This is a genomic window from Aeromonas sp. FDAARGOS 1418 (genome assembly GCF_019048585.1).
Lineage (GTDB): Bacteria > Pseudomonadota > Gammaproteobacteria > Enterobacterales > Aeromonadaceae > Aeromonas > Aeromonas caviae.
This window is the reverse complement of the sequence record NZ_CP077387.1, coordinates 4,301,515-4,322,248: the sequence shown is the minus strand read 5'-3', so window position 1 is coordinate 4,322,248 and position 20,734 is coordinate 4,301,515. Positions and strand designations below refer to the sequence as shown.

Here is a 20,734-nt window from a genome sequence, read left to right as displayed (position 1 = left end):
CGCCGGATTCAAGGAAGAGAGACATGACTGACAAAGAGCAACAGTGGGTGACAGGGGGCGGCATGGACCTGCTCGGTCGCCAGAACAGTGGTTCCGCCGACACGGCCGAAAAGCAACGGCTGCTGGTGGTGGGCAACGGTATGGTGGGTCATCACTTCGTCGAGCAGCTGGTGGCGGCGGGCGGCCTCGAGCGGTTCGACGTGACGGTGTTTGGCGCCGAGCCTGACGCCGCCTACGACAGGGTGCACCTCTCCGAGGTATTCGGCGGCAAGGCGCCCTTGGCCCTGCGCATGGCGGATCCCGCCTGGTATGAGGAGAGCGGCATTGCGCTGCGGCTGGGGGCCGAGGTGGAGGTGCTCGACCGGGCGGCCCGCACCCTGACGCTGGCCAACGGCGAGCAGTTCCCTTACGACCGTCTGGTGCTGGCGACCGGCTCGGTCCCCTTCGTGCCCCCCATCCCCGGCCATCAGCGGGAGGGCTGCTTCGTCTATCGCACCCTGGGAGATCTCGCTGCCATCCGCGATGCTTGCGCCCAGGCCCGCAGCGGCGTGGTCATCGGCGGCGGCCTGCTCGGGCTGGAGGCGGCCAACGCCCTGCGCCTGCTCGGGCTCAAGACCCAGGTGGTGGAGTTCGCCCCAAGGCTGATGCCGGTGCAGCTCGACGAGAGCGGCGGCGCCGTGCTGCGGGACAAGATCCAGGCCCTCGGGGTTGAGGTGCTGGTGGAGAAGGCCACCGAGTGCATCGAGCAGGGGGAGCAGGCCCGTCATCGCCTGCGTTTCAAGGACGGCACTCACATTGAGACCGACGTGCTGCTGTTCTCGGCGGGGATCCGCCCCGCCGATACCCTGGCCCGGCAATCCGGGCTAGAGGTCGGGGAGCGCGGCGGCATCTGCATCGACGACGGCTGCCACAGTTCGGATCCCGCCATCCTCGCCATCGGCGAGTGCGCGCTCTGGCAGGGGCGCATCTTCGGCCTGGTGGCTCCCGGCTACCAGATGGCCCGGGCCGCCGTGGCCAGCCTGTGTGGCGGCGAGACCCACTTTATCGGGGCCGACATGTCCACCAAGCTCAAGCTGATGGGGGTGGACGTGGGCTCCATCGGCGATGCCCACGCCAGCACCGCCGGCGCCCAGGAGTTGCTGCTGCTGGACAGGGCCAACGGCATCTACAAGAAGCTGGTGACCGACGGCGAGGGCAATCGCCTGCTCGGCGCCATCCTGGTGGGGGACGGGGCCGATTACGAGCGGCTGCTGCAGTACTACCAGAACGGGGTGGCGCTGCCCCAGCCGCCGCTCTCCCTGCTGGTGGGGGAGGTCGGGGCCGCTCCCGCGCCCCTGGTGCTGCCGGACAGCGCCATCCTCTGCTCCTGCCACAACGTGAGCAAGGGGGACGTGGTGGCCGCCGTTCGGGCGGGCAATCACGAGCTGTCGGCGGTGAAGAGCTGTACCAAGGCCGGCACGGGTTGCGGCGGTTGCAGCAACCTGCTCAAGCAGGTGGTGGATCAGACCCTGGCGGACCTTGGCGTCGAGGCGGACAAGGGGTTGTGCGAGCACTTCGCCTACGGCCGTCAGGAGCTCTATCACCTGGCCCGGGTGGGCGAGCTGAAGAGCTTCGAGGCGCTGCGGGACAAGCACGGCCAGGGGTTGGGGTGCGACATCTGCAAGCCGACGGTGGCCTCCATCCTGGCGTCCCTTTGGAACGAGCACGTGCTGGAGAAGCCCCACCGCGCGTTGCAGGATACCAACGACGCCTTCCTTGCGAACCTGCAAAAGGACGGCACCTATTCGGTGGTGCCGCGCATCCCGGGGGGGGAGATCACCCCGGAGGGGCTCATCACCATTGGCGAGGTGGCGCGCAAGTACGGCCTCTACACCAAGATCACCGGCGGCCAGCGCATCGATCTCTTCGGCGCCCGGGTCGACCAGCTGCCCGCCATCTGGGGCGAGCTGGTGGCGGCGGGCTTCGAGACCGGTCAGGCCTACGGCAAGTCGGTGCGCACCGTGAAGTCCTGCGTGGGTTCCACCTGGTGTCGTTACGGGGTGCAGGACTCCATGACCCTGACCCAGACCCTGGAGCACCGCTACAAGGGGCTGCGGGCCCCCCACAAGCTGAAGTTTGCGGTCTCAGGCTGCACCCGGGAGTGCGCCGAGGCCCAGAGCAAGGACATCGGCGTCATCGCCACCGAGCGGGGCTGGAACCTCTATGTGTGTGGCAACGGCGGCATGCGGCCGCGCCACGCCGACCTGTTCGCCACGGATCTCGACGAGCAGACCCTGATCCGCTACATCGACCGGCTGCTGATGTTCTACGTGCGCACCGGGGACAGGCTGCAACGTACCTCGGTCTGGATGGAGAACATGGAAGGGGGGCTCGACTATCTCAGGTCGGTGATCATCGAGGACAGGCTCGGCATCGGTGCCGAGCTGGAGGCCATGATGGAGGGGATAGTCGGCACCTGGCAGTGCGAGTGGAAGAGCACCTTGGCGGATCCGGACAAGCTGAAGCTGTTCGAGGCCTTCGTCAACCGGCCCGAGGACGAGACGCCGCCGCGCCGTGAGGAGCGGGGGCAATGGGTGCCGGATATCGCTGTCAAGGAGGTGGTATGAGCGGGGGCAACGGGTTGCACGCCCGCCATCAGTATCAAGGAGGTGGTATGAAGGATGACAAGGACGATGCACAGCTCTGCGGGCAGTGGCACCGGGTGTGCGAGCTGGCGGCGCTGCCGGAGCAGGCCGGGCGCAGCGCCTGGCTGGAGGGGCGGGTACTGGCGCTGTTTCGCCTCGGGGAGCATGTCTATGCCCTGGACGGGGTGGACCCCCTGGCCGGCGTCGCCGTGCTGGGGCGTGGCCTGGTGGGGGATGCCGGTGGGGAGCCCGTGGTCGCCTCGCCCCTTTACAAGCAGCGCTACGCCCTGATGGACGGCCGCTGTCTGGACGATCCGGCCCTGAGCGTCGCCTGCTGGCCGGTGCGGCTGGAGGGGAGCGAGGTCTGGGTACAGCTGGGGTGAGTGGCCCATCTGAAAACCATGTTGTGATCGCCGGGCACTGCCCGGTGATTTTTTGTGCGCGACCCGACATTTCTTGTACGAGAGAATGGCGGGAAAACGTTTTTCGGAAATAATAGACAAACGTTTGTAACTGGATGTTTGTCTATGACGGGACGTGAGCAAGAGATCCTCGCCCTGCTGCGCCAGGATCCCATGATTGCCCAGCAGGAGCTGGCGGACAGGCTCGGCATCAGCCGCTCCGCGCTGGCGAGCCACATCTCCAGCCTGATGCGCCAGGGCTATGTGCAGGGGCGCGGCTATGTGCTGCGCGAAGGCCCCTACGCCGTGGTGATCGGCGGCGCCAACATGGATATCTGTGGCTGCAGCCACGACAACCTGCGCATCGGCGATTCCAACCCGGGCCGGGTACGCACCTCCGCCGGCGGGGTAGGGCGCAACATCGCCGAGAACCTGGCGCGCCTTGGCACCGACACCCGGCTACTGACCGCGGTGGGCAACGATCAGTACGGCCATCATCTTCTGGAGGTGAGCCAGCGCGCCGGGGTCGATGTGCGCCAGGTGCTGGTACTGGAGGGTCAGTCGACCTCCTGCTACCTCAGCCTGCACGATGGCAGCGGCGAGATGAGCTGCGCCGTCAACGACATGGGGATCATCGAGCAGCTCACCCCGGCCCGGCTCACCCCCCTGAGCGGTTTTCTTGGCGCGGCCCGGCTCTGGGTGCTCGACACCAACCTCGCCACCCACACCCTGGACTGGCTGTTCGAGCGCCAGGGGGAGCACATCATCTTCGTGGACACAGTGTCGGTGGCCAAGGTGGAGAAGATCCGCCCCTGGCTGCACCGCATCCACACCCTCAAACCCAATCGCACCGAGGCGGAGCAGCTGTGCGGCTTCACCATCGGCGGGCCCGACACCTGGCCCATGGCAGCGGCCTGGTTCCACCGCGCCGGGGTGCAGCGGCTCTTCCTGAGCCTCGGCGATCAGGGGATCTTCTATAGCGACGGTGTCTGCCAGGGCCATCTGCCCGTGCTCGGCAGCCCGGTCGTCAACGTGACCGGCGGCGGCGATGCCTTCATGGCAGGGCTGGCCCACGCCTGGTTGCAGGAGCAGGGCATCATGGAGACAACCCGGTTCGCCCTCGGTTGCGCCGCCCTCACCGTCAATTGTTCCGATACCGTCTTTTCCGGCCTATCCAAGGCCGCCGTTGAACGCATGCTGGAGGAGTACCCATGTTGAACGCTTACCTCGATATCCAACCTGAAGTTGCCGCCGCGCTGGCCGCCGGCAAGCCGGTGGTGGCCCTGGAGTCCACCATCATCTCCCACGGCATGCCCTATCCGCAGAACGTGGAGACGGCGCGCCAGGTGGAGCAGGTGGTGCGCGACAACGGCGCCGTGCCGGCCACCATCGCCATCATCGACGGCCGCCTCAAGGTGGGGCTGGATGCGGGGGCGCTGGAGGCGCTGGGCCGGGCCGGTCATGCCGCCACCAAGTGCAGTCGCCGCGACATTCCCTTCGTGCTGGCGAACAAGGGGCTGGGGGCGACCACGGTGGCCTCCACCATGATAGTGGCCGCCATGGCCGGGATCCGGGTGTTCGCCACCGGCGGCATCGGCGGCGTGCACCGCGGTGCCCAGGAGACCTTCGACATTTCGGCCGACCTGCAGGAATTTGCCCAGACCCCGGTGGCCGTGGTCTGCGCCGGCGCCAAGTCGATCCTCGACATCGGTCTGACCCTGGAGTACCTGGAGACCCAGGGGGTGCCGGTGATCGGCTACCAGACCGAGGAGCTGCCCGCCTTCTACACCCGGGAGAGCGGCTTCAAGGTGGATTACCGCCTGGAGAGCCCGGCGGCCATCGCCGAGGCGCTGCGTCTGAAGTGGGAGCTGGGGCTGGCCGGGGGCGCCGTGGTGGCCAACCCGATCCCGACCCAGTTTGCCATGCCCAAGGCCGACATCGACGCCGCCATTGCCCAGGCACTGCGTGAGGCGGACGAGCAGGGGGTCAAGGGCAAGGAGTCCACCCCCTTCCTGCTGGCCCGGGTGTGCGAGCTGACCGGTGGCAACTCCCTGGCGGCCAATATCCAGTTGGTGCTGAACAACGCCGCGCTGGGGGCGCGCATCGCTGCCAGCCTGTAAACACCTTTGCGAAAGATGCAAAAGAGGGCCAACAGGCCCTCTTTTTATTGCGCGAATCGGCGAGATAACCCCTTATTCCAGCACCAGTCGCCCGTTGAGAGGTTGGACGGGGCGGTTGTTGGGGTGGTGCATCACCGCCTTGAAGGCAACGATCTGGGCCTGGCTGGCCTGGACCGGCTCCTTCATCACCAGCCAGCGCACTCCTTCCGAGCAGGGTGGGGTGGTCAGGGACCCGCTGAAGCGGTAGTAGTCGTGCTGGGCGGGCAGCAGTTGCTCTGCCGAGATGGGTTCCTTGAAGGCATGGATCTCCCCCGCCTTGGCTGGCAACACCTGCCAGGCCTGGCTCAGGGCCCCATTGGCCTGGCCCGGCTCGAACATCACGGCGACCACCGCCAGCTCCCCCTTGTCATTGGCATGGACCAGGTGACCCTCCAGGGGGTAGGACCTGCCTTCGATGAGGTTTTCGCTGGGGGCGTGGAAGTGGAACTGCTTGAGCTCGAAGTGCATGCCGTCGAGCTCAAGGGTGCTGCCGGGGGCATAGTTGACCTGCACCGTGTGGCCGTTGTTGACCAGCGTCTTGCCACCCGCCTGATAGTGGAACTGCAGGGGGGCCAGATCGGCCTTCACCAGACCCGAGAGGTTGACCGGCGACTGGTTGCTGCCGGCACACTGGCCATATTCCGGGGTCAGGCTGGCCCATTTCGCCGGGCCGGCCTCGCCGTTGTATTCCCAGTGTGTGGTGGCGGCAAAGGCGGCAGGGCAGAGCAGCAGGGCGCCAGCCAGCAGGGACTTTTTCATCATGCATCCTTATCCTGATTGAAAAGCACGACCATTCCTGGCCTTCCGGCAGGAAGGCCAGGAATGGCATCGTTGGAAACGCAGGGTACGCGGTGCCAGACCGGATTAATTGTTATGAAAGGTCTGTCGTCATCGTTATTTGAAGCGTGGCATGAGGCTGCGTCATGATGTATTCCGGCAACGGGGCACGCTTATTCATGAAGGAGAAATCCTGCGGGCATTTTCGCAATGAACGGCCCCCTTTCATGGCGCCCCAAATAGATGACGGGCTGATTCTAGAGGGCTTTTCATGGCTCCGTTTGATCTCGAGCAAACAAGCGCGGACTAATTATCGGGCTTGAGGATCCCTTATTTCGTTGGGATTTTTTCGATATTCCCTGACCCGGCCAGGGGCGTGCGTGGCGGGAGCCGGGCGCTGCGCTGACAGAGTGCCTCGGTGTTGACCCCTTATCTCTCTGATAGTGCTGGAGAAATTCCCCCCTCAGCACAGTGACGGCGGGATGACAATCCCCCGGTTGGCGGCGCCTTGTTTGCGGTTTTGCCGTCCTCTTCACATTTCCGGATTGCTCGCTATTTGTGCGATTGCCTTACTCATCCGACCTGGTGTCAAATCACTCCGCCTAACACAAGGAGTGGCATAATAATGAATAATATCAATAAATTAGTTCTGGCTATCGGATTCACTCTCACCACCTTCCCGAGCCTGGCGGCGGGATTCCAGTGCGGGGAGCACGTCACCCTGGGGGTACCCGGTCAATCCAGTCAGCTGTTGTGCCGGGAGGGCTATGCCGCCGGGTACAACTACGACACCAAGGTCTCTGACTGGGTCTCTTACCGGATGACGGCCGCCAGCGCCCAGGGCCAGGTGCCGCGCAAGGATGCCTTCGCCGAGGACAAGGAGGTGCCGGTGCAGTTTCGCGCCACCCTGTCGGACTACAAGGGCTCGGGCTATGACCGCGGCCACCAGGCACCGGCGGCGGACATGCGCTCCACCACCAACACCATGAAGCAGAGCTTCCTGCTGACCAACATGACCCCGCAACTGCCGGCGCTCAACCAGGGGGCCTGGCGCATCCTGGAGGAGAAGACCCGGCAGTGGGCCATCACCTACAAGAGCGTGCAGGTGATCACCGGCCCCATCTTCACCCACTCCGATGGCGCCATTGGCAACGGCGTGACCGTGCCCCACGCCTACTACCGGGTGGTGATGGATCTGGCGGGCAAGCGGGCCATCGCCTTCATCCTGCCGCAAGAGAACGTCTCGGCCAGTCGGCTGGCGGACTATGTGGTGACGGTGGATGAGGTGGAGGAGCAGACCGGGCTCGACTTCTTCACCGAGCTGCCGGATGAGCAGGAAGAGGCCATGGAGTCGCGGCTGTCGGCCATGTGGGGCGGTTAGCGCGTCCGGCAGGGGTAACGGGGGCCCAGGCCCCCGTTACCCACACGGGCCTCCGGCCATTGTCATGGCCCCTGATACAGGGCCAGTACAGCTTGGGTCTGGCATCGGGCCCTTATCATGACTCCTTTTTTCAGGAGGCATCATGTCAGCGCTGTTTTCCCTTCACTCCTCGTCCACTCTTGCCCGCGCGTTGCGCATCTGCGTACCCATGGCGCTGCTGGGGGCAGCTGTTCTCCCCGCCATGGCCGACGAGGATATCCGCTTGGGGCAGACCATTCTGCTCGGGGTCGGCGATCATCCCGCGATCATTCCCATGCTCGCCTGCCGGCCGACCAAATCCATCATGGTCAAGGCAGGGCGGGAGTTGACCCTGGAGCGGGTCAAGGTGTTCTACGGCAACGATCGCAGCAAGACCCTCTATTTCGACAAAGTGTTGAAAGAGGATCAGGAGTCGGGGTGGCAATCCCTCGGCAGCCGACTCTGCATCAAGCGCATCGAGGTGTACGGCAATTCGGAAGGGAGCAGGGCGGGGGTCAAGGTGTACGGGCGCAAATGAGCAAAGGGCGGGGGAAATCCCCGCCCAGTGCTTATTTCTTGGCTATGTCCCAATTACGTGTTGCATCGGGTGCCCTAGCGCCTCATGCAAACACATCTTGGTATTTACCTCCCTGCCGTAACGTTCCAGCATCCTGCGCCAGCCCAGATAATTCCTCAGGTAGTGGGTTGCGACTCCATGGAATCGTTCCATCCACTCCTTCAACCGCCGGTGATATCCGTTCACATGCTGGATGTGGTATGCCCCAATGACTCGCTCACCTCGACGGTTGTACACCACTTGATGTGTTATGCCCCGCGCTTGGCTGAAACTGGCATACACCCCTGCACCATCACTGCAGAGCACTGCATCGGGCGCGATGAGTGGCTGCAACACCGCTTTCACCGTCTGCGCATCCAGCCTTTCCAGCTGAAAGTCGGCTTGATGGCCCGCCCTGTCCTGCACCACCATCACCGGGATGTAATCCCGCCCGGTCCCCCGGGTACGCCCTTTCCCGCCACGATGTCTTGCCGGACGAGGCAACCCTCGCTGCCCCTTGAACGATTCGAGGAAGAAGGTTTCATCCACTTCCACAATGCCTTCTTCCCGTGTTGCCTGGTGGTTTGCCATCGCCTTCAGGAAGCGGTGACGCCACAAGAAGGCGGTGTTCTTGCAAACACCGCAGCGGACGGCGGCCTGGCGGACAGTGAGCCCGTCGATGAGAGCCTGGGCGTAGTCCTCCCAATGCTCAGCCTTACGTAATCTGGCCAAAGGCGTCTTGGTGAGGAGGGAGCTGGTTCGCCGACACTGCTTACAACGGTAACGACGCAGCCCACGGCTCCAGCCCCAGGGGGCCAGCTGGGTGGCATCCGCCTGGCAGTGGGGACAGCCGCAGCATGTGGGTAACTGGGCATGGAGGGACGTAATCGGGTGTGGAGCGGCGAGCTCATGCTGAGCGACACGGCGCTGACGCAGAGTAAGTAATGGAAAGAGGGACAACAGGTGTTGGAAGGCTGGCGTATCCATGATGAAGGTCCTCGCGGTGATGACCTACTTCCAGATTAGCCTTCCAACACATAATTGGGACAGCGCCTATTTCTTCGGGCGGAACGGTTTGATGATGGCCTCGTCGCACTCGAGATAGGGCCCTTCCATCAGGTCGATGCAGTAGGGGATGGCAGGGAAGACCGCATCCAGGCACTCGCGGATCGATTTGGGTTTGCCCGGCAGGTTGACGATGAGCGAGCTGCCGCGCAGGCCGGCGGTCTGGCGCGACAGGATGGCGGTCGGCACGAACTTGAGGGACTCGGCCCGCATCAGCTCGCCAAAGCCCGGCATCATGCGATCGCACACCGCCTCGGTGGCCTCCGGGGTCACATCCCGCCTGGCCGGCCCTGTGCCCCCCGTGGTAACGACAAGGCAGCACTGCTCCTCGTCCACCAGCCGAACCAGGGTCGCCTCAATCTGATCCTGCTCGTCGGGGATCACCTGATAGACGGGCTCCCATTCCGAGGTCAGGTAGGCGTTCAGGGTGTCGATGATGGCCTTGCCGGAGAGATCTTCGTAGATGCCTGCACTGGCGCGATCGCTGACGGTGACGATACCGATTCTTGCCTTGCTCATGGTCTGCCCTTGGTTGCCGCAATAAAGTGGTAAATAAAATAACATAATCAGTGAGATATGTTAAACCGCCGGATGGTACAAGGGGAGGGCGTCGAGCCTGGGAGAGAGTCGAATGAAAAACAATTTTGAGGAAAGTTCCTTAATAAGGCATAAGGCCGAGAAAAATGGCGCTGAAATTTTATAAAAAAACTGACGCAGGCCGGATTCGGTTAATTTCATGAATCATAAGGAATAAATGATTTTTTCCGCCAACGATGCGCAATTCGTGCCAAAAACCGGACTCCTGTGGCTCGGCGGTGAATGACCCAAAATCGCCACCATCCTATATAACCTTCCCTAGGGACAGTGAAATAGTGATGTGCCCGGCGTCGTTCCGTTCCATGGGCGAGGTCCGGCCTGGAGGGTATATGGAGCTGCCTGATTTCGATACCCTGAAGTACTGGGCGCTGGCCGAGCCGGAGCGACTCGACGCGCTGCTGCACCAGCAGATAGAGACCCTGATCGCCCAGGTGGGACCAGAGCGGCAACGTCGGCTGCGAGGTCTGCAATTTCGCATCGACTGCCAGCGCCGCCTGGCCAGAAACAACCTCGATAGCTGCATCCGTATCGCCAACATGATGCATGACTCCGTCTACGCCATGCGCCAGCACATTCTGGATCTGCAGAATGAATCTTGTCAGGAAATGGCAGAGCCCCCGCTGCCGGATAATGTGATAGCGTTTTCCAGTTATCTGAAACGGAAATAATTCACGGCCCTGTTCAAGATATAAAAAAACAGGGTGTTTATTAATTTGTTTCACCCCTTCCCAAACAAGTTGTTAAGCAAGTTGGGTGAATTGTTTTTTATTTGCTGCAAATATTCCCCGGGCGGCTGAATAATAGTGACCAGTGCCCGCAGTCCGATAGAGATGGATGAAGGTGTATTTATTTTGGGGTAATATCCAGACACATTTCATCTTGCTATGACTCAAAGGGATCATGAGAAGCATCACACCAGGAAGGGTGCTGTCGCGAGAGCAGCAGACGGAGATCACCCGGATCATCGTCAAGGCGGGCCAGATGCTGGCCCAGTTTGGGGCGGAGAGCCGCATCATAGAGCAGACCACGGTCCGCCTGGGCATGGCGCTCGGGCTGGAGAGCGTCGAGATGGCCATCTCTTCCAGCGCCATCGTCCTCACCAGTCTCTACCAGGGCAGTTGCGTCACCACCACCCGCCGGGTGCGGGAGCACGGCATCAACATGCAGGTGGTGTGCGAAATCCAGCGCATCTGCATCATGACGGAAAAGTCGCTTATCGGCGCGCGCGAGGTACGTCAGCGCCTCGAGGCCATCACGCCGTTCCACTATCACCCCTGGCTGGTGGTGCCCATGGTGGGGCTCTCCTGCGGTGCCTTCAGCCTGCTGTTTGGCGGTGACTGGCCCATCTTCCTGGTGACCTGCTGCTCGGCCTCGGTCGCCATGCGGGTGCGCCAGCTCATTGCCCGCCATCACCACAGTCCCCTCATCAACTTTGCCGCCACCGGGTTTATCGCCACCCTGCTCGCCTCCAGCGCCACCTTCTTCGGCTTGGGCGAACAACCCTATCTCGCCATGGCCGCCAGCGTGTTGCTGCTGGTGCCGGGGTTCCCGCTCATCAATGCGGTCTCCGACATGGTGAAGGGTTACTTCAACATGGGGCTGGCCCGCTGGGGCACGGCGACACTGCTGACCATCAGCGCAGCCATAGGGATCATTCTCGCCATGTCGGTGACCGGTATCTGGGGGTGGAAAGTATGAAGATCTTTGACGTTGTATCGACCCTGTTGATCGGGGCAAACCGGCTATCCATCAGCGCGTGGAACCATATCGGGATCATGCTCGCCATGTCGGTGACCGGTATCTGGGGGTGGAAAGTATGAAGATCTTTGACGTTGTATCGACCCTGTTGATCGGGGCAAACCGGTTATCCATCAGCGCGCGGAACCATATCGGGATCATGCGCGCCATGTCGGTGACCGGCATCTGGGGGTGGAAGGTATGATGGAACTGCTCTGGCTGCTGGGCAAGGATGCCTTCTGGTCGGCCATTCCGGCGGTGGGCTTTGCCATGCTGTTCAACGTGCCGCCACGGATGCTCAAATATTGCGCCATGGGGGGCGCGTTGGCCCACAGCCTGCGTACCCTGCTCATCCACTACGGCATGCCCATCGAGTGGGCCACCCTGGCAGCGGCGACCACGGTCGGCTTTGTCTGTGTCTACTGGTCGCGCCGCTTGCTGGCACCGCGCCCGGTGTTCAGCGTCGCCTCCATCATCCCCATGATCCCGGGCAGCTACGCGTTCAAGACCATGATCGCCATCGTGGAGCTCAATATCTCCGGGGTGACCATGGAGCTGCTTCAGAGCGCGGTGGAGAACGGCCTCAAGGCGCTCTTTATCGTGGGGGCCCTGAGTTTCGGTTTGGCGATCCCCTCTCTGGTCGTGTACCGTAACCGCCCCATTATCTGACGACGGTGCGAGAGGTTGACCCCATGATGATTTCCATGATTGCCGCCATGGCCCATGATCGGGTGATAGGGCTGGACAACCAGATGCCCTGGCACCTGCCGGCGGATCTGGCCCACTTCAAGCGGGTCACTCTGGGCAAGCCGGTGCTGATGGGGCGCAAGACCTTTGAATCCATCGGACGACCGCTGCCCGGGCGCCGCAATCTGGTGATCAGCCGCAACCCCGACTACCGGGCCGACGGCGTGGAGGTTATCGACTCGGTGGAGGCCGCACTGGCCCTGCTGGCGGATAGTGACGTCGCGGAGCTGATGGTGATCGGGGGCGGTCATCTCTATGGCCAGCTGCTGCCACGGGCCGACAGGCTCTATCTGACCCGTATCGATCTGGCGGTGGAAGGGGATACCCGCTTCCCGGCCTTCGATGAGAACGACTGGTCGTGCATCGAGCGCGAGTCCCATCACCCCGACGAGAAGAACCCCCATCCCTACTGTTTCGAGACCTGGCAGCGGCGCTGAGCCCTCTGATGCCATGAAGAGCCCCTTGCGACAGCCGGGGGCTTTTTTGTGCCCTGTTGCTGCAAAGAGAAGGGGGCTGAACCGGCATGGTTGAAGGTGCCTGAAGCAATACCGGGATGCGTGACATTAAAATAATTAGTTATGTAATGAATTGGCCATTCATTGCTCCGATGGGCGCAGTCGTCCCCTCCCTCTCTTTTTGCCTGCTGCTAACGCCTTTTAATCATTAATGAAATGTGCTGTAAGTGCATCGCTACTGTGGCGGCCTTGTCTGTTATAGGCGTTTTTATCGTGATTTAATGGATTTTTATGAATGAAAATAACTAATAAAAATCAATGGCTTAAATTTAACCTTTCCTGAATGGTTTCAATTGGTTCTTTTATTTGGGTGTGAAATTGCTTAGTGTTAAAAGTAATTGGCTCACGTTCGACGGTTTGCCAGGCAAGGCGTCGGCCAAGAAAAAAGGACAATATGACAGTCAAACTCGAGGTCAAATCCCTCTACAAAATCTTCGGCGATCAGCCGGATAAAGCGTTCAAATTGCTGGCGAAAGGGCATGATCGCGCCAGTATCCTGAAAAAGACCGGACAGACCCTGGGGGTCCAGGATGTCAATCTGGCCATCAACGAAGGGGAGATCTTCGTGGTGATGGGCCTCTCCGGTTCGGGCAAGTCCACTCTGGTGCGTCTCTTCAACCGGCTGATCGAGCCGACCCGCGGCCAGGTGCTGATCGATGGCGAGGACATCGCCGCCATCTCGGAGCGCGAACTGCGCCGGGTGCGCCGCAAGAAGATCAGCATGGTATTCCAGTCCTTCGCCCTGATGCCGCACCTGAGTGTGCTGGAAAATACCGCCTTCGGGCTGGAGCTGGCCGGTGTACCGCTGGCGGAGCGCCAGCAGAGCGCCCGTCAGGCGCTCCATCAGGTGGGGCTCGGACAGTGGATAGAGGCTTATCCGGATGCCCTCTCCGGCGGCATGAAGCAGCGGGTCGGGCTGGCCCGGGCCCTTGCCAATGACCCCGACATCCTGCTGATGGACGAAGCTTTCTCCGCGCTGGATCCCCTGATCCGCACCGAAATGCAGGATGAGCTGCTCAAGCTGCAGGCCAGCCAGCAGCGCACCATCGTCTTCATCTCCCACGATCTGGACGAGGCGATGCGCATCGGCGATCGCATCGCCATCATGCAGGATGGCCAGCTGGTGCAAGTGGGCACCCCGGACGAGATCCTGAACCAGCCCGCCAACGACTACGTGCGCGCCTTCTTTCGCGGGGTGGATCTGGCCCATGTGTTCAGCGCCCGCGACGTGGCCAGCCGCAAGCAGGTGCCCCTCATCAAGAAACACACCACCGACGGGCCGGGCAACGCCCTGCGCCAGCTCAAGGAGCTGGAGCGGGAGTTCGGTTACGTGGTGGATCGCAGCCGTCGCTTCCTCGGGGTCGTCTCGGTGGAGTCGCTCGGTCAGGCGGTCAGGGCCAAAGGCAGCCTGGAGCAGGCGCTGCTGGCGGACATTCAGCCCATCCTGGCGGACACCGCCCTCAATGAACTGATCAGCCAGGTGGCGGCCGCTCCCTGTCAGGTGCCCGTGGTCGAGGAGGATGGCACTTACCTCGGCCTCATCTCCAAGGCCAATCTGCTTAACACCCTGGACAGGAGTACCCCGGCATGAAGCTGATGAATCCCCATTTCTTGCTGAGCGGGCTGCTGGCCCTGGTGCTGCTGGCGAGCCCTTCCCTGCGGGCCGATGAGGTGGCGGCAGACCCCTGGAGCGCGCCTGCGTCCGCCGAGGTGTCCGATCCCTGGGGCAGTACCGACACCCAGGTCACCGACTGGCAGAACCAGATCGAAGCCGCCGACACCACAACCGCCATCGACTGGCTGGATCCTTTCCAGCAGGCGCTGGTGCCGCTGGATACCTGGGTGGAAGGGGGCATCGGTTGGCTGGTGGAGAACCTGCGGCCGCTGTTCCAGCTGATCCGCGCACCGGTGGAGCTGACCCTGAACGCCATGACCCATCTGCTGCAGACGGTGCCCTCCACCCTGATGATGGGGCTCCTGGCCCTGCTTGCCTGGCAACTGGTGAACGGCCGCATGGCGCTCGGCACGCTCGTATCTCTTGTGGGGATCGGGCTCATCGGGGCCTGGTCCGATGCCATGGTGACCCTGTCCCTGGTGCTGACCTCGCTGTTCTTCTGTGTGCTGCTGGGGTTGCCCACCGGCATCCTGCTGGCCCGCAGCGAGCGGCTCTCCACCTGGACCCGGCCGCTGCTGGATGCCATGCAGACCACCCCGGCGTTCGTCTACCTCATCCCCATCGTGATGCTGTTTGGCATCGGCAACGTGCCCGGGGTGGTGGTGACAGTTATCTTCGCCCTGCCGCCCATGATCCGGCTCACCATGCTGGGCATTCGCCAGGTGCCTGCGGATCTGGTGGAGGCGGCCCACTCGTTCGGTGCCAGCCCCTCCCAGTTGCTGTTCAAGGTACAGCTGCCGCTCGCCATGCCCACCATCATGGCCGGGGTCAACCAGACCCTGATGCTGGCGCTCTCCATGGTGGTGATCGCCTCCATGATCGCGGTGGGGGGCCTCGGCCAGATGGTGCTGCGCGGCATCGGCCGGCTCGACATGGGGCTCGCCTCCATCGGCGGCCTCGGCATCGTGCTGCTGGCCATCGTGCTCGACCGCCTCACCCAGGCGATGGGGCAACCGGATCGCACCCGTACCGGCCGCTGGTATCAGCACGGCCCCGCCGCCCTGCTGCTGCGCCTGGCCGGTCGTGACAAGAAAATCGATTACAAAGGAGTAAATGCATGAGACAGATCACCAAAGGATTGACCCTGGGCACATTGCTGCTGAGTGCCCAACTGCTGAGCCCGCTCGCCATGGCCAGCGCCGAGTTGCCGGGGGAGGGGGTTCGCGTTCAGCCCCTGCAGAGCTCCTTGCCGGAAGAGGCCTTCCAGAGCCTGCTGGTGAGCAAGCTGATGGCGCGTCTGGGTTACGATGTCCAGCCCGCCCAGGAGGTGGACTACAACGTGGCTTATGCCTCGGTGGCCCAGGGAGACGGCACCTTCCTCGCGTTCAACTGGGTGCCGCTGCAGGACAACAAGTACGAGCAGGCGGGAGGCGACAAGGTGTTCTTCCGTGAGGGCACCTATGTGGCCGGTGCCGCCCAGGGGTACCTCATCGACAAGAAGACCGCGACCCAATACGGCATCACCAACCTGGGCCAGCTCAAGGATCCCGAGGTGGCGGCGCTGTTTGACGGGGATGGCGACGGCAAGGCCGACCTCATTGGTTGCAACCCCGGCTGGGGCTGCGAGGGGGCGATCAACCATCACCTCGACGCCTTTGGTCTGACCCCCACGGTGGCCCACAAGCAGGGCAACTACGCGGCGCTGATCGCCGATACCCTGGCTCGCTACCAGGCCGGCAAGCCGGTGCTCTATTACACCTGGACCCCCTACTGGCTCAGCAGTGAACTGGTGCCGGGCAAGGATGTGGTGTGGCTGGAAGTCCCCGCCGATGCCCCGGATGCGGCCAAGACCCGTTTGCCGAACGGCAAGAACTACGGCTTTGCGGTGAACACCATGCACATTGTTGCCAACAAGCGGTTTGCCGAAGCCAATCCGGCCGCCGCCAAGCTCTTCTCCATCGTCAAGCTGCCGCTGAATGACATCAACGTGCAGAACGGCCTGATGAACAAAGGGCAGAACAAGCCGGCGGACGTGGAGCGTCATGCCGACGCCTGGCTCAAGGGCCACGAGGCACTGGTGAACGACTGGCTGAATCAGGCGCGCGCCGCCGCCATGTAATGAGGGGTACGTCGCCCTTCTGCACAAAGAAAAACGCCCGGCAGTTGCCGGGCGTTTTTTTGTGGGCGCAGCACATGGCCGGGCCGGGGGATCAGATGCCGGAGCCGTCGCTCTCGCCACCTTCCTCATGCAGGCCGCACTCGCGCTTGAGGCCGAAGAAGCGGGTCTGCTCCTCGCTCATGCCGGGCTCCCACTTGGCGGTGGTGTGCACGTCGCCGACCGAGAGGTAACCCTGCTCCCACAAGGGGTGGTAGGGGAGGTCGAACTCCTTGAAGTAGTAGAAGACGTCCTTGTTGCTCCAGTCGATCACCGGCAGGAACTTGAAGCGACCGCGCTGGATGGCCAGCACCGGCAGCTTGCCCCGGCTGCCGGACTGCTCACGGCGCAGGCCCGAGAACCAGGTGCGGGCACCCAGCTCGTTCAGGGCGCGGTCCATGGGCTCCACCTTGTTGAGCTGGTTGTAGCGGGTGATCCCCTCCACCCCCTGCTCCCACAGGAGGCCGAAGCGGGCCTCCTGCCAGGCCGGGCTGAGTTCGGCCCGGTAGATCTTGAGGTTGAGCGCGAGACGCTCGGTCAGCTCGTCGATGAAACGGTAGGTCTCGGGGAAGAGGTAACCGGTGTCGGTCAGCACCACGGGCACGTCGGCCCGCTCGCGGCTCACCAGGTGCAGCATGAGCGCCGCCTGGATGCCGAAACTCGACGACAGCACATGCTCCCCCGGCAGGTTGGCCAGGGCCCAGCGCACCCGCTCGGGGGCGCTCATGGCGTCCAGCGCCCGGTTGAGGGGGGCCAGCGCCTCGACCTGCTCCTCCCGGCCCAGGGCCAGGAGGGCGTCGAGGTCGAGCCGGCCGTCGGCGGTGCGCGCCAGCCGGGCTGTATCAGTCTGTTCAGGCTGCATAGAAGTCCCTCGCGGAGTCGATAACCGGGGCGATGATCCCGGCGCGAATGACAAAATCGCCGAAGCACTCACCCGGGTTGCGATCCTTGGCCCAGCGGCCGATCAGGGCGTCCAGTTCGGCCAGGATCTGCGGCTCGGTGATGTTCTCCAGGTGCAGGCGCGGGATGCGGGTCCCCTCGAGGTTGCCCCCCAGGTGCAGGTTGTAGCGACCCGGCGCCTTGCCCACCAGACCCACTTCCGCCAGCATGGCGCGGCCGCAGCCGTTGGGGCAGCCGGTGACCCGGAAGATGATGGCGTCATCCGCCAGGCCGTGCTTGGCCAGCAGCCCCTCGATGTCGGTGACGAAGGCAGGCAGCATGCGCTCGGCCTCGGCCATTGCCAGGGGGCAGGTAGGCAGGGCCACACAGGCCATGGACTGCTTGCGCTGCTCGCTCACGCCGTCATCCAGCAGACCGTACTGACGCGCCAGGGCTTCGATGCGGGCCTTCTCGCTGGCAGGCACGCCCGCGATGATGAGGTTCTGGTTGGCGGTCAGGCGGAAGTCCCCCTGATGCACCTTGGCGATCTCCAGCATGCCGGTCTTGAGGGGCTTGCCCGGGAAGTCCAGCAGGCGGCCGTTCTCGATAAACAGGGTCAGGTGGTGCTTGCCGTCGATCCCCTCCACCCAGCCGAAGCGATCGCCACGGCTGGTGAATTCATAGGGGTGAACCGGCCCGAACTGGATGCCGGCGCGGCTCTCCACCTCGGCCTTGAAGGCCTCGACCCCCACCCGTTCAAGGGTGTACTTGGTCTTGGCGTTCTTGCGGTTGACCCGGTTGCCCCAGTCGCGCTGGGTGCTGACCACGGCGGCCGCCACCTCCAGCACGTGGGAGAGCGGAATGAAGCCAAAGTCGCTCGCCTTGCGCGGGTAGGTGGTGGTGTCGCCGTGGGTCATGGCGAGACCGCCCCCCACCAGCACGTTGAAGCCCACCAGCTTGCCGTGATCGGCAATGGCCACGAAGTTGAGATCGTTGGCGTGGATGTCCACATCGTTGTGGGGCGGGATCACCACGGTCGTCTTGAATTTGCGCGGCAGGTAGTTGGAACCCAGGATCGGCTCCTCGTCACCCCCCAGCTTCTCGCCATCCAGCCAGATCTCCACGTAGGCGCGGGTCTTGGGCAGCAGGTGCTCGGAGATCTTCTTGGCCCACTCGTAGGCCTCCTGGTGCAACTCGGACTCCACCGGGTTGCTGGTGCAGAGCACGTTGCGGTTCACGTCCCCCGCGGTGGCGATGGAGTCGATACCGGTGCTGTTGAGGGTCTGGTGCATCAGCTTGATGTCGCGCTTCAGTACCCCGTGGAACTGGAAGGTCTGGCGGGTGGTCAGGCGGATGCTGCCGTACATGCTGTGTTCTTCGGCGAACTTGTCGATCACCTGCCACTGGGCCGGGGTGATGATGCCGCCGGGCAGGCGGGCGCGCAGCATGACGTTGTGCAGGGGCTCCAGCTTCTGGGCGGCGCGCTCCGGGCGGATGTCGCGGTCATCCTGCTGATACATGCCGTGGAAGCGGATCAGCTGGAAGTTGTCGCCGTTGAAGCCGCCGGTGAGCGGGTCCTGCAGATCTTCGGCGATGGTGCCGCGCAGGAAGTTGCTCTCGCGCTTGAGGCGTTCGTTGTCAGCCAGCGGCCCTTCGACCGGTCCCGGAATAAGTTGTTTGCTCATCAATAGACATCCCTTTGATAACGTTTGGCACGACGCAATTCGCTCAGATACTCTTCTGCTTCCTCACGGCTCTTGTGGCCGTGTTCCGCAATCACTTCCAGCAGGGCTTCCTGCACATCCTTCGCCATGTGGTTGGCGTCGCCACACACATAGAAGTGAGCGCCTGCTTCCAGCCACTGGTAGAGCTCAAGCCCTGCCTCGCGCAGACGGTCCTGCACATAGATCTTGTTGGCCTGATCCCGGCTGAAGGCCAGGGAGATCTTGGACAGCAGGCCCGATTTCACATAACGCTGCCACTCCACCTGATAGAGGAAGTCCTGGGTGAAGTGGGGGTTGCCGAAGAAGAGCCAGTTCTTGCCCTCTGCCCCCTGGGCTTCCCGCTCCTGCAGGAAGGCGCGGAACGGGGCAATGCCGGTGCCCGGGCCCACCATGATGACGGGGATGTCGGGATTGGCGGGCAGGCGGAAGTTGTCGTTGTGCTCCACGAACACCCGGACCTCGGCATCTTCCGGCAGACGGTCCGCCAGATAGGAAGAGGCGCCGCCGCTTCGCACTGTGCCATCTTCTTGGCGGTAGCGCACCACGCCGACGGTCAGGTGCACCTCTTCTTCCACCTCGCTCTGGGCGGAGGCGATGGAGTAGAGGCGGGGGGTGAGGGGACGCAGCAGTGCGATCAGTTGATCGGCACTCAAGGAAGCCGGGAAGCGTTTCAGTACGTCCACCACCTGGGCGCTGGCCACCAGGGCGTTGACCTGGGCCTTGTCACCGGCCAGATCCTTCAGCGCCGCGTTGTCCGTGATCTCGGCGAGGCCAGTGATCAGGCCCCCGTGCAGCCGGGTCAGCTCGTAGTGACGGGTCAGCGCCTCGCGCAGGCTGCCATGGGGGGTGGCCTCGTCACCGGTCAGACCGGTCAGGGCCAGCACTTCCCCCACGAGATCGGCGTCGTTGTCGAACCAGATGCCGAGCGCATCCCCCGGTTGATAGGTGATGCCGGACTCTTCCAGGTTGATCTCGATGTGACGGATGTCCTTGGTAGAGTCGCGGCCGGTGATCTTCTGGTTCACCGAGAGTCTGGCCGGGAAGGGGTTCTCCTTGTTGTACTGGCTGTGGCCGACGGCGGCCTGCACCGAGCCCGCCACGCTGGCGGTCGCGGCGCCGGCAGAGAGGGTGGCGGCGACCGCCGCAACGGCCTGCTCGCCCCAGGCCTTGGCGGCATCCTGATAATCCACATCGAGGCTAGCTAGCTCATGGATGCGCTCTGCCCCTGCCTTGGCGAGGAAGCCATCGAAATCCTTGCCGGTCTGGCAGAAGAACTCATAGGAGCTGTCACCCAGCCCCAGCACGGCAAACTTGAGCCCTTCCAGCTTGCCGACCTTGCCCTTCTTGAGCTGCTCGAACAGATCGACGGCGCTCTCGGGGGGCTCCCCCTCCCCGTAAGTGCTCACTACCACCAGCAGGTGGCTCTCTTTTTTGAGCTGCTTGGGTTTGTAGTCCGCCATGGAGGTGAGGGTCACCGGCAGGCCGCGGGCCTCGGCCTGGGCCTTGATGGCGCTGGCCACGCCCTTGGCATTCCCGGTCTGGGAGCCGTAGAGAATGGTCAGGCTGCCGCCGGGTGCCGCGGCTTCTGCACCTGCGCTCGCCACGGGTTGGACGCCCGCCTGGGAGAGGCCGTAGAGATAACCGCTGACCCAGGCCAGTTGCTGGGTATTGAGGGTGGTGAGAACTTGGTTGAGCTGGCGCTGCTGTTCGTCAGAGAGCGGGCTCAGGGTGGGGGCTGTCAATGGCATCACACATGTCTTCCATGGTCTGATTTTTGGTCAGGG

The 20,734-nt window shown here is 63.2% G+C and carries 20 protein-coding genes; 14 read left to right on the top strand and 6 right to left on the bottom strand.

The window, feature by feature from the left end; all coding sequences use genetic code 11:
• Positions 1-23 precede the first annotated feature (23 nt).
• The 4 genes from nirB to I6L48_RS20185 all read left to right on the top strand — a co-directional run bounded on the left by nirB (position 24) and on the right by I6L48_RS20185 (position 5,145).
• Positions 24-2,606, top strand: coding sequence for a nitrite reductase large subunit NirB (nirB, locus tag I6L48_RS20200; protein ID WP_216987643.1), 2,583 nt, complete (start codon positions 24-26; stop codon positions 2,604-2,606).
• The gene (gene nirD, locus I6L48_RS20195; protein ID WP_223918118.1) at positions 2,603-3,007 is read left to right on the top strand and encodes a nitrite reductase small subunit NirD; all 405 of its coding nucleotides are present in this window, start codon (positions 2,603-2,605) and stop codon (positions 3,005-3,007) included. The genes nirB and nirD overlap by 4 nt, the downstream gene beginning before the upstream one ends.
• A gap of 144 nt (positions 3,008-3,151) precedes the next feature.
• Positions 3,152-4,243, top strand: coding sequence for a PfkB family carbohydrate kinase (locus I6L48_RS20190; RefSeq protein ID WP_216987642.1), 1,092 nt, complete (start codon positions 3,152-3,154; stop codon positions 4,241-4,243).
• Complete coding sequence (locus tag I6L48_RS20185; RefSeq protein ID WP_043154288.1) at positions 4,237-5,145, top strand: pseudouridine-5'-phosphate glycosidase; 909 nt, start codon at positions 4,237-4,239, stop codon at positions 5,143-5,145. The genes I6L48_RS20190 and I6L48_RS20185 overlap by 7 nt, the downstream gene beginning before the upstream one ends.
• 72 nt (positions 5,146-5,217) lie before the next feature.
• Here the strand turns inward: I6L48_RS20185 and I6L48_RS20180 are convergent, their stop codons facing one another.
• Positions 5,218-5,943, bottom strand: coding sequence for a carbonic anhydrase (locus I6L48_RS20180; RefSeq protein ID WP_113068893.1), 726 nt, complete (start codon positions 5,941-5,943; stop codon positions 5,218-5,220).
• A 643-nt stretch (positions 5,944-6,586) separates the two neighbouring features.
• Between I6L48_RS20180 and I6L48_RS20175 the strand changes: the two genes are divergently transcribed.
• Positions 6,587-7,342, top strand: a complete 756-nt coding sequence (locus tag I6L48_RS20175) for a DNA/RNA non-specific endonuclease (protein WP_039040334.1) — start codon at positions 6,587-6,589, stop codon at positions 7,340-7,342.
• Between the two features lie 208 nt (positions 7,343-7,550).
• Positions 7,551-7,898: a DUF2541 family protein gene (locus tag I6L48_RS20170; RefSeq protein ID WP_113070576.1), complete on the top strand. Its 348-nt coding sequence runs from the start codon at positions 7,551-7,553 to the stop codon at positions 7,896-7,898.
• 42 nt (positions 7,899-7,940) lie between these two features.
• Here the strand turns inward: I6L48_RS20170 and I6L48_RS20165 are convergent, their stop codons facing one another.
• Positions 7,941-8,903: an IS1595 family transposase gene (locus I6L48_RS20165; RefSeq protein ID WP_041215707.1), complete on the bottom strand. Its 963-nt coding sequence runs from the start codon at positions 8,901-8,903 to the stop codon at positions 7,941-7,943.
• Between the two features lie 66 nt (positions 8,904-8,969).
• Complete coding sequence (gene mog, locus I6L48_RS20160) at positions 8,970-9,500, bottom strand: molybdopterin adenylyltransferase (protein ID WP_039040332.1); 531 nt, start codon at positions 9,498-9,500, stop codon at positions 8,970-8,972.
• A gap of 407 nt (positions 9,501-9,907) precedes the next feature.
• Between mog and I6L48_RS20155 the strand changes: the two genes are divergently transcribed.
• The 8 genes from I6L48_RS20155 to proX all read left to right on the top strand — a co-directional run bounded on the left by I6L48_RS20155 (position 9,908) and on the right by proX (position 16,311).
• A complete protein-coding gene (locus tag I6L48_RS20155) occupies positions 9,908-10,246 on the top strand; it encodes a DUF3135 domain-containing protein (RefSeq protein ID WP_010675440.1) in 339 nt (112 codons plus the stop codon).
• A 232-nt stretch (positions 10,247-10,478) separates the two neighbouring features.
• On the top strand, positions 10,479-11,276 hold the full coding sequence (locus tag I6L48_RS20150; RefSeq protein ID WP_113068892.1) for a threonine/serine exporter ThrE family protein: 798 nt from the start codon (positions 10,479-10,481) through the stop codon (positions 11,274-11,276).
• Positions 11,273-11,398 (top strand): hypothetical protein, encoded by a 126-nt coding sequence (locus I6L48_RS20925; protein ID WP_263639559.1) that lies wholly within the window; start codon positions 11,273-11,275, stop codon positions 11,396-11,398. Before I6L48_RS20150 ends, I6L48_RS20925 begins: the two co-directional genes overlap by 4 nt.
• A 118-nt stretch (positions 11,399-11,516) precedes the next feature.
• Positions 11,517-11,984, top strand: a complete 468-nt coding sequence (locus I6L48_RS20145; protein ID WP_052816098.1) for a threonine/serine exporter family protein — start codon at positions 11,517-11,519, stop codon at positions 11,982-11,984.
• Between the two features lie 23 nt (positions 11,985-12,007).
• The gene (gene folA, locus I6L48_RS20140) at positions 12,008-12,499 is read left to right on the top strand and encodes a type 3 dihydrofolate reductase (RefSeq protein ID WP_049636571.1); all 492 of its coding nucleotides are present in this window, start codon (positions 12,008-12,010) and stop codon (positions 12,497-12,499) included.
• Positions 12,500-12,971: 472 nt separating this feature from the next.
• On the top strand, positions 12,972-14,168 hold the full coding sequence (gene proV, locus I6L48_RS20135; protein WP_010675435.1) for a glycine betaine/L-proline ABC transporter ATP-binding protein ProV: 1,197 nt from the start codon (positions 12,972-12,974) through the stop codon (positions 14,166-14,168).
• Positions 14,165-15,313, top strand: coding sequence for a glycine betaine/L-proline ABC transporter permease ProW (proW, locus tag I6L48_RS20130; protein WP_216987641.1), 1,149 nt, complete (start codon positions 14,165-14,167; stop codon positions 15,311-15,313). The genes proV and proW overlap by 4 nt, the downstream gene beginning before the upstream one ends.
• Complete coding sequence (proX, locus tag I6L48_RS20125; RefSeq protein WP_201894382.1) at positions 15,310-16,311, top strand: glycine betaine/L-proline ABC transporter substrate-binding protein ProX; 1,002 nt, start codon at positions 15,310-15,312, stop codon at positions 16,309-16,311. Before proW ends, proX begins: the two co-directional genes overlap by 4 nt.
• Positions 16,312-16,402: 91 nt before the next feature.
• Here the strand turns inward: proX and I6L48_RS20120 are convergent, their stop codons facing one another.
• From I6L48_RS20120 to I6L48_RS20110, 3 genes are read right to left on the bottom strand one after another with little or no spacing between them, the layout of a single operon-like run.
• Positions 16,403-17,209, bottom strand: coding sequence for a phosphoadenylyl-sulfate reductase (locus I6L48_RS20120; protein WP_045525747.1), 807 nt, complete (start codon positions 17,207-17,209; stop codon positions 16,403-16,405).
• On the bottom strand, positions 17,199-18,911 hold the full coding sequence (cysI, locus tag I6L48_RS20115; RefSeq protein ID WP_216987640.1) for an assimilatory sulfite reductase (NADPH) hemoprotein subunit: 1,713 nt from the start codon (positions 18,909-18,911) through the stop codon (positions 17,199-17,201). Before cysI ends, I6L48_RS20120 begins: the two co-directional genes overlap by 11 nt.
• On the bottom strand, positions 18,911-20,698 hold the full coding sequence (locus I6L48_RS20110) for an assimilatory sulfite reductase (NADPH) flavoprotein subunit (protein WP_216988091.1): 1,788 nt from the start codon (positions 20,696-20,698) through the stop codon (positions 18,911-18,913). Before I6L48_RS20110 ends, cysI begins: the two co-directional genes overlap by 1 nt.
• Positions 20,699-20,734: the final 36 nt, after the last annotated feature.

Bases quoted from the DNA above. Each gene is read 5' to 3' on its own strand.
- I6L48_RS20190 (WP_216987642.1), top strand. From the start codon at position 3,152: ATGACGGGACGTGAGCAAGAGATCCTCGCCCTGCTGCGCCAGGATCCC.
- cysI (WP_216987640.1), bottom strand. From the start codon at position 18,911: ATGAGCAAACAACTTATTCCGGGACCGGTCGAAGGGCCGCTGGCTGAC.
- proW (WP_216987641.1), top strand. From the start codon at position 14,165: ATGAAGCTGATGAATCCCCATTTCTTGCTGAGCGGGCTGCTGGCCCTG.
- I6L48_RS20120 (WP_045525747.1), bottom strand. From the start codon at position 17,209: ATGCAGCCTGAACAGACTGATACAGCCCGGCTGGCGCGCACCGCCGAC.
- I6L48_RS20180 (WP_113068893.1), bottom strand. From the start codon at position 5,943: ATGAAAAAGTCCCTGCTGGCTGGCGCCCTGCTGCTCTGCCCTGCCGCC.
- I6L48_RS20145 (WP_052816098.1), top strand. From the start codon at position 11,517: ATGATGGAACTGCTCTGGCTGCTGGGCAAGGATGCCTTCTGGTCGGCC.
- I6L48_RS20155 (WP_010675440.1), top strand. From the start codon at position 9,908: ATGGAGCTGCCTGATTTCGATACCCTGAAGTACTGGGCGCTGGCCGAG.
- I6L48_RS20165 (WP_041215707.1), bottom strand. From the start codon at position 8,903: ATGGATACGCCAGCCTTCCAACACCTGTTGTCCCTCTTTCCATTACTT.
- nirB (WP_216987643.1), top strand. From the start codon at position 24: ATGACTGACAAAGAGCAACAGTGGGTGACAGGGGGCGGCATGGACCTG.
- nirD (WP_223918118.1), top strand. From the start codon at position 2,603: ATGAGCGGGGGCAACGGGTTGCACGCCCGCCATCAGTATCAAGGAGGT.
- I6L48_RS20150 (WP_113068892.1), top strand. From the start codon at position 10,479: ATGAGAAGCATCACACCAGGAAGGGTGCTGTCGCGAGAGCAGCAGACG.
- proX (WP_201894382.1), top strand. From the start codon at position 15,310: ATGAGACAGATCACCAAAGGATTGACCCTGGGCACATTGCTGCTGAGT.
- I6L48_RS20170 (WP_113070576.1), top strand. From the start codon at position 7,551: ATGGCGCTGCTGGGGGCAGCTGTTCTCCCCGCCATGGCCGACGAGGAT.
- folA (WP_049636571.1), top strand. From the start codon at position 12,008: ATGATGATTTCCATGATTGCCGCCATGGCCCATGATCGGGTGATAGGG.
- mog (WP_039040332.1), bottom strand. From the start codon at position 9,500: ATGAGCAAGGCAAGAATCGGTATCGTCACCGTCAGCGATCGCGCCAGT.
- I6L48_RS20175 (WP_039040334.1), top strand. From the start codon at position 6,587: ATGAATAATATCAATAAATTAGTTCTGGCTATCGGATTCACTCTCACC.
- I6L48_RS20185 (WP_043154288.1), top strand. From the start codon at position 4,237: ATGTTGAACGCTTACCTCGATATCCAACCTGAAGTTGCCGCCGCGCTG.
- proV (WP_010675435.1), top strand. From the start codon at position 12,972: ATGACAGTCAAACTCGAGGTCAAATCCCTCTACAAAATCTTCGGCGAT.
- I6L48_RS20925 (WP_263639559.1), top strand. From the start codon at position 11,273: ATGAAGATCTTTGACGTTGTATCGACCCTGTTGATCGGGGCAAACCGG.
- I6L48_RS20110 (WP_216988091.1), bottom strand. From the start codon at position 20,698: ATGCCATTGACAGCCCCCACCCTGAGCCCGCTCTCTGACGAACAGCAG.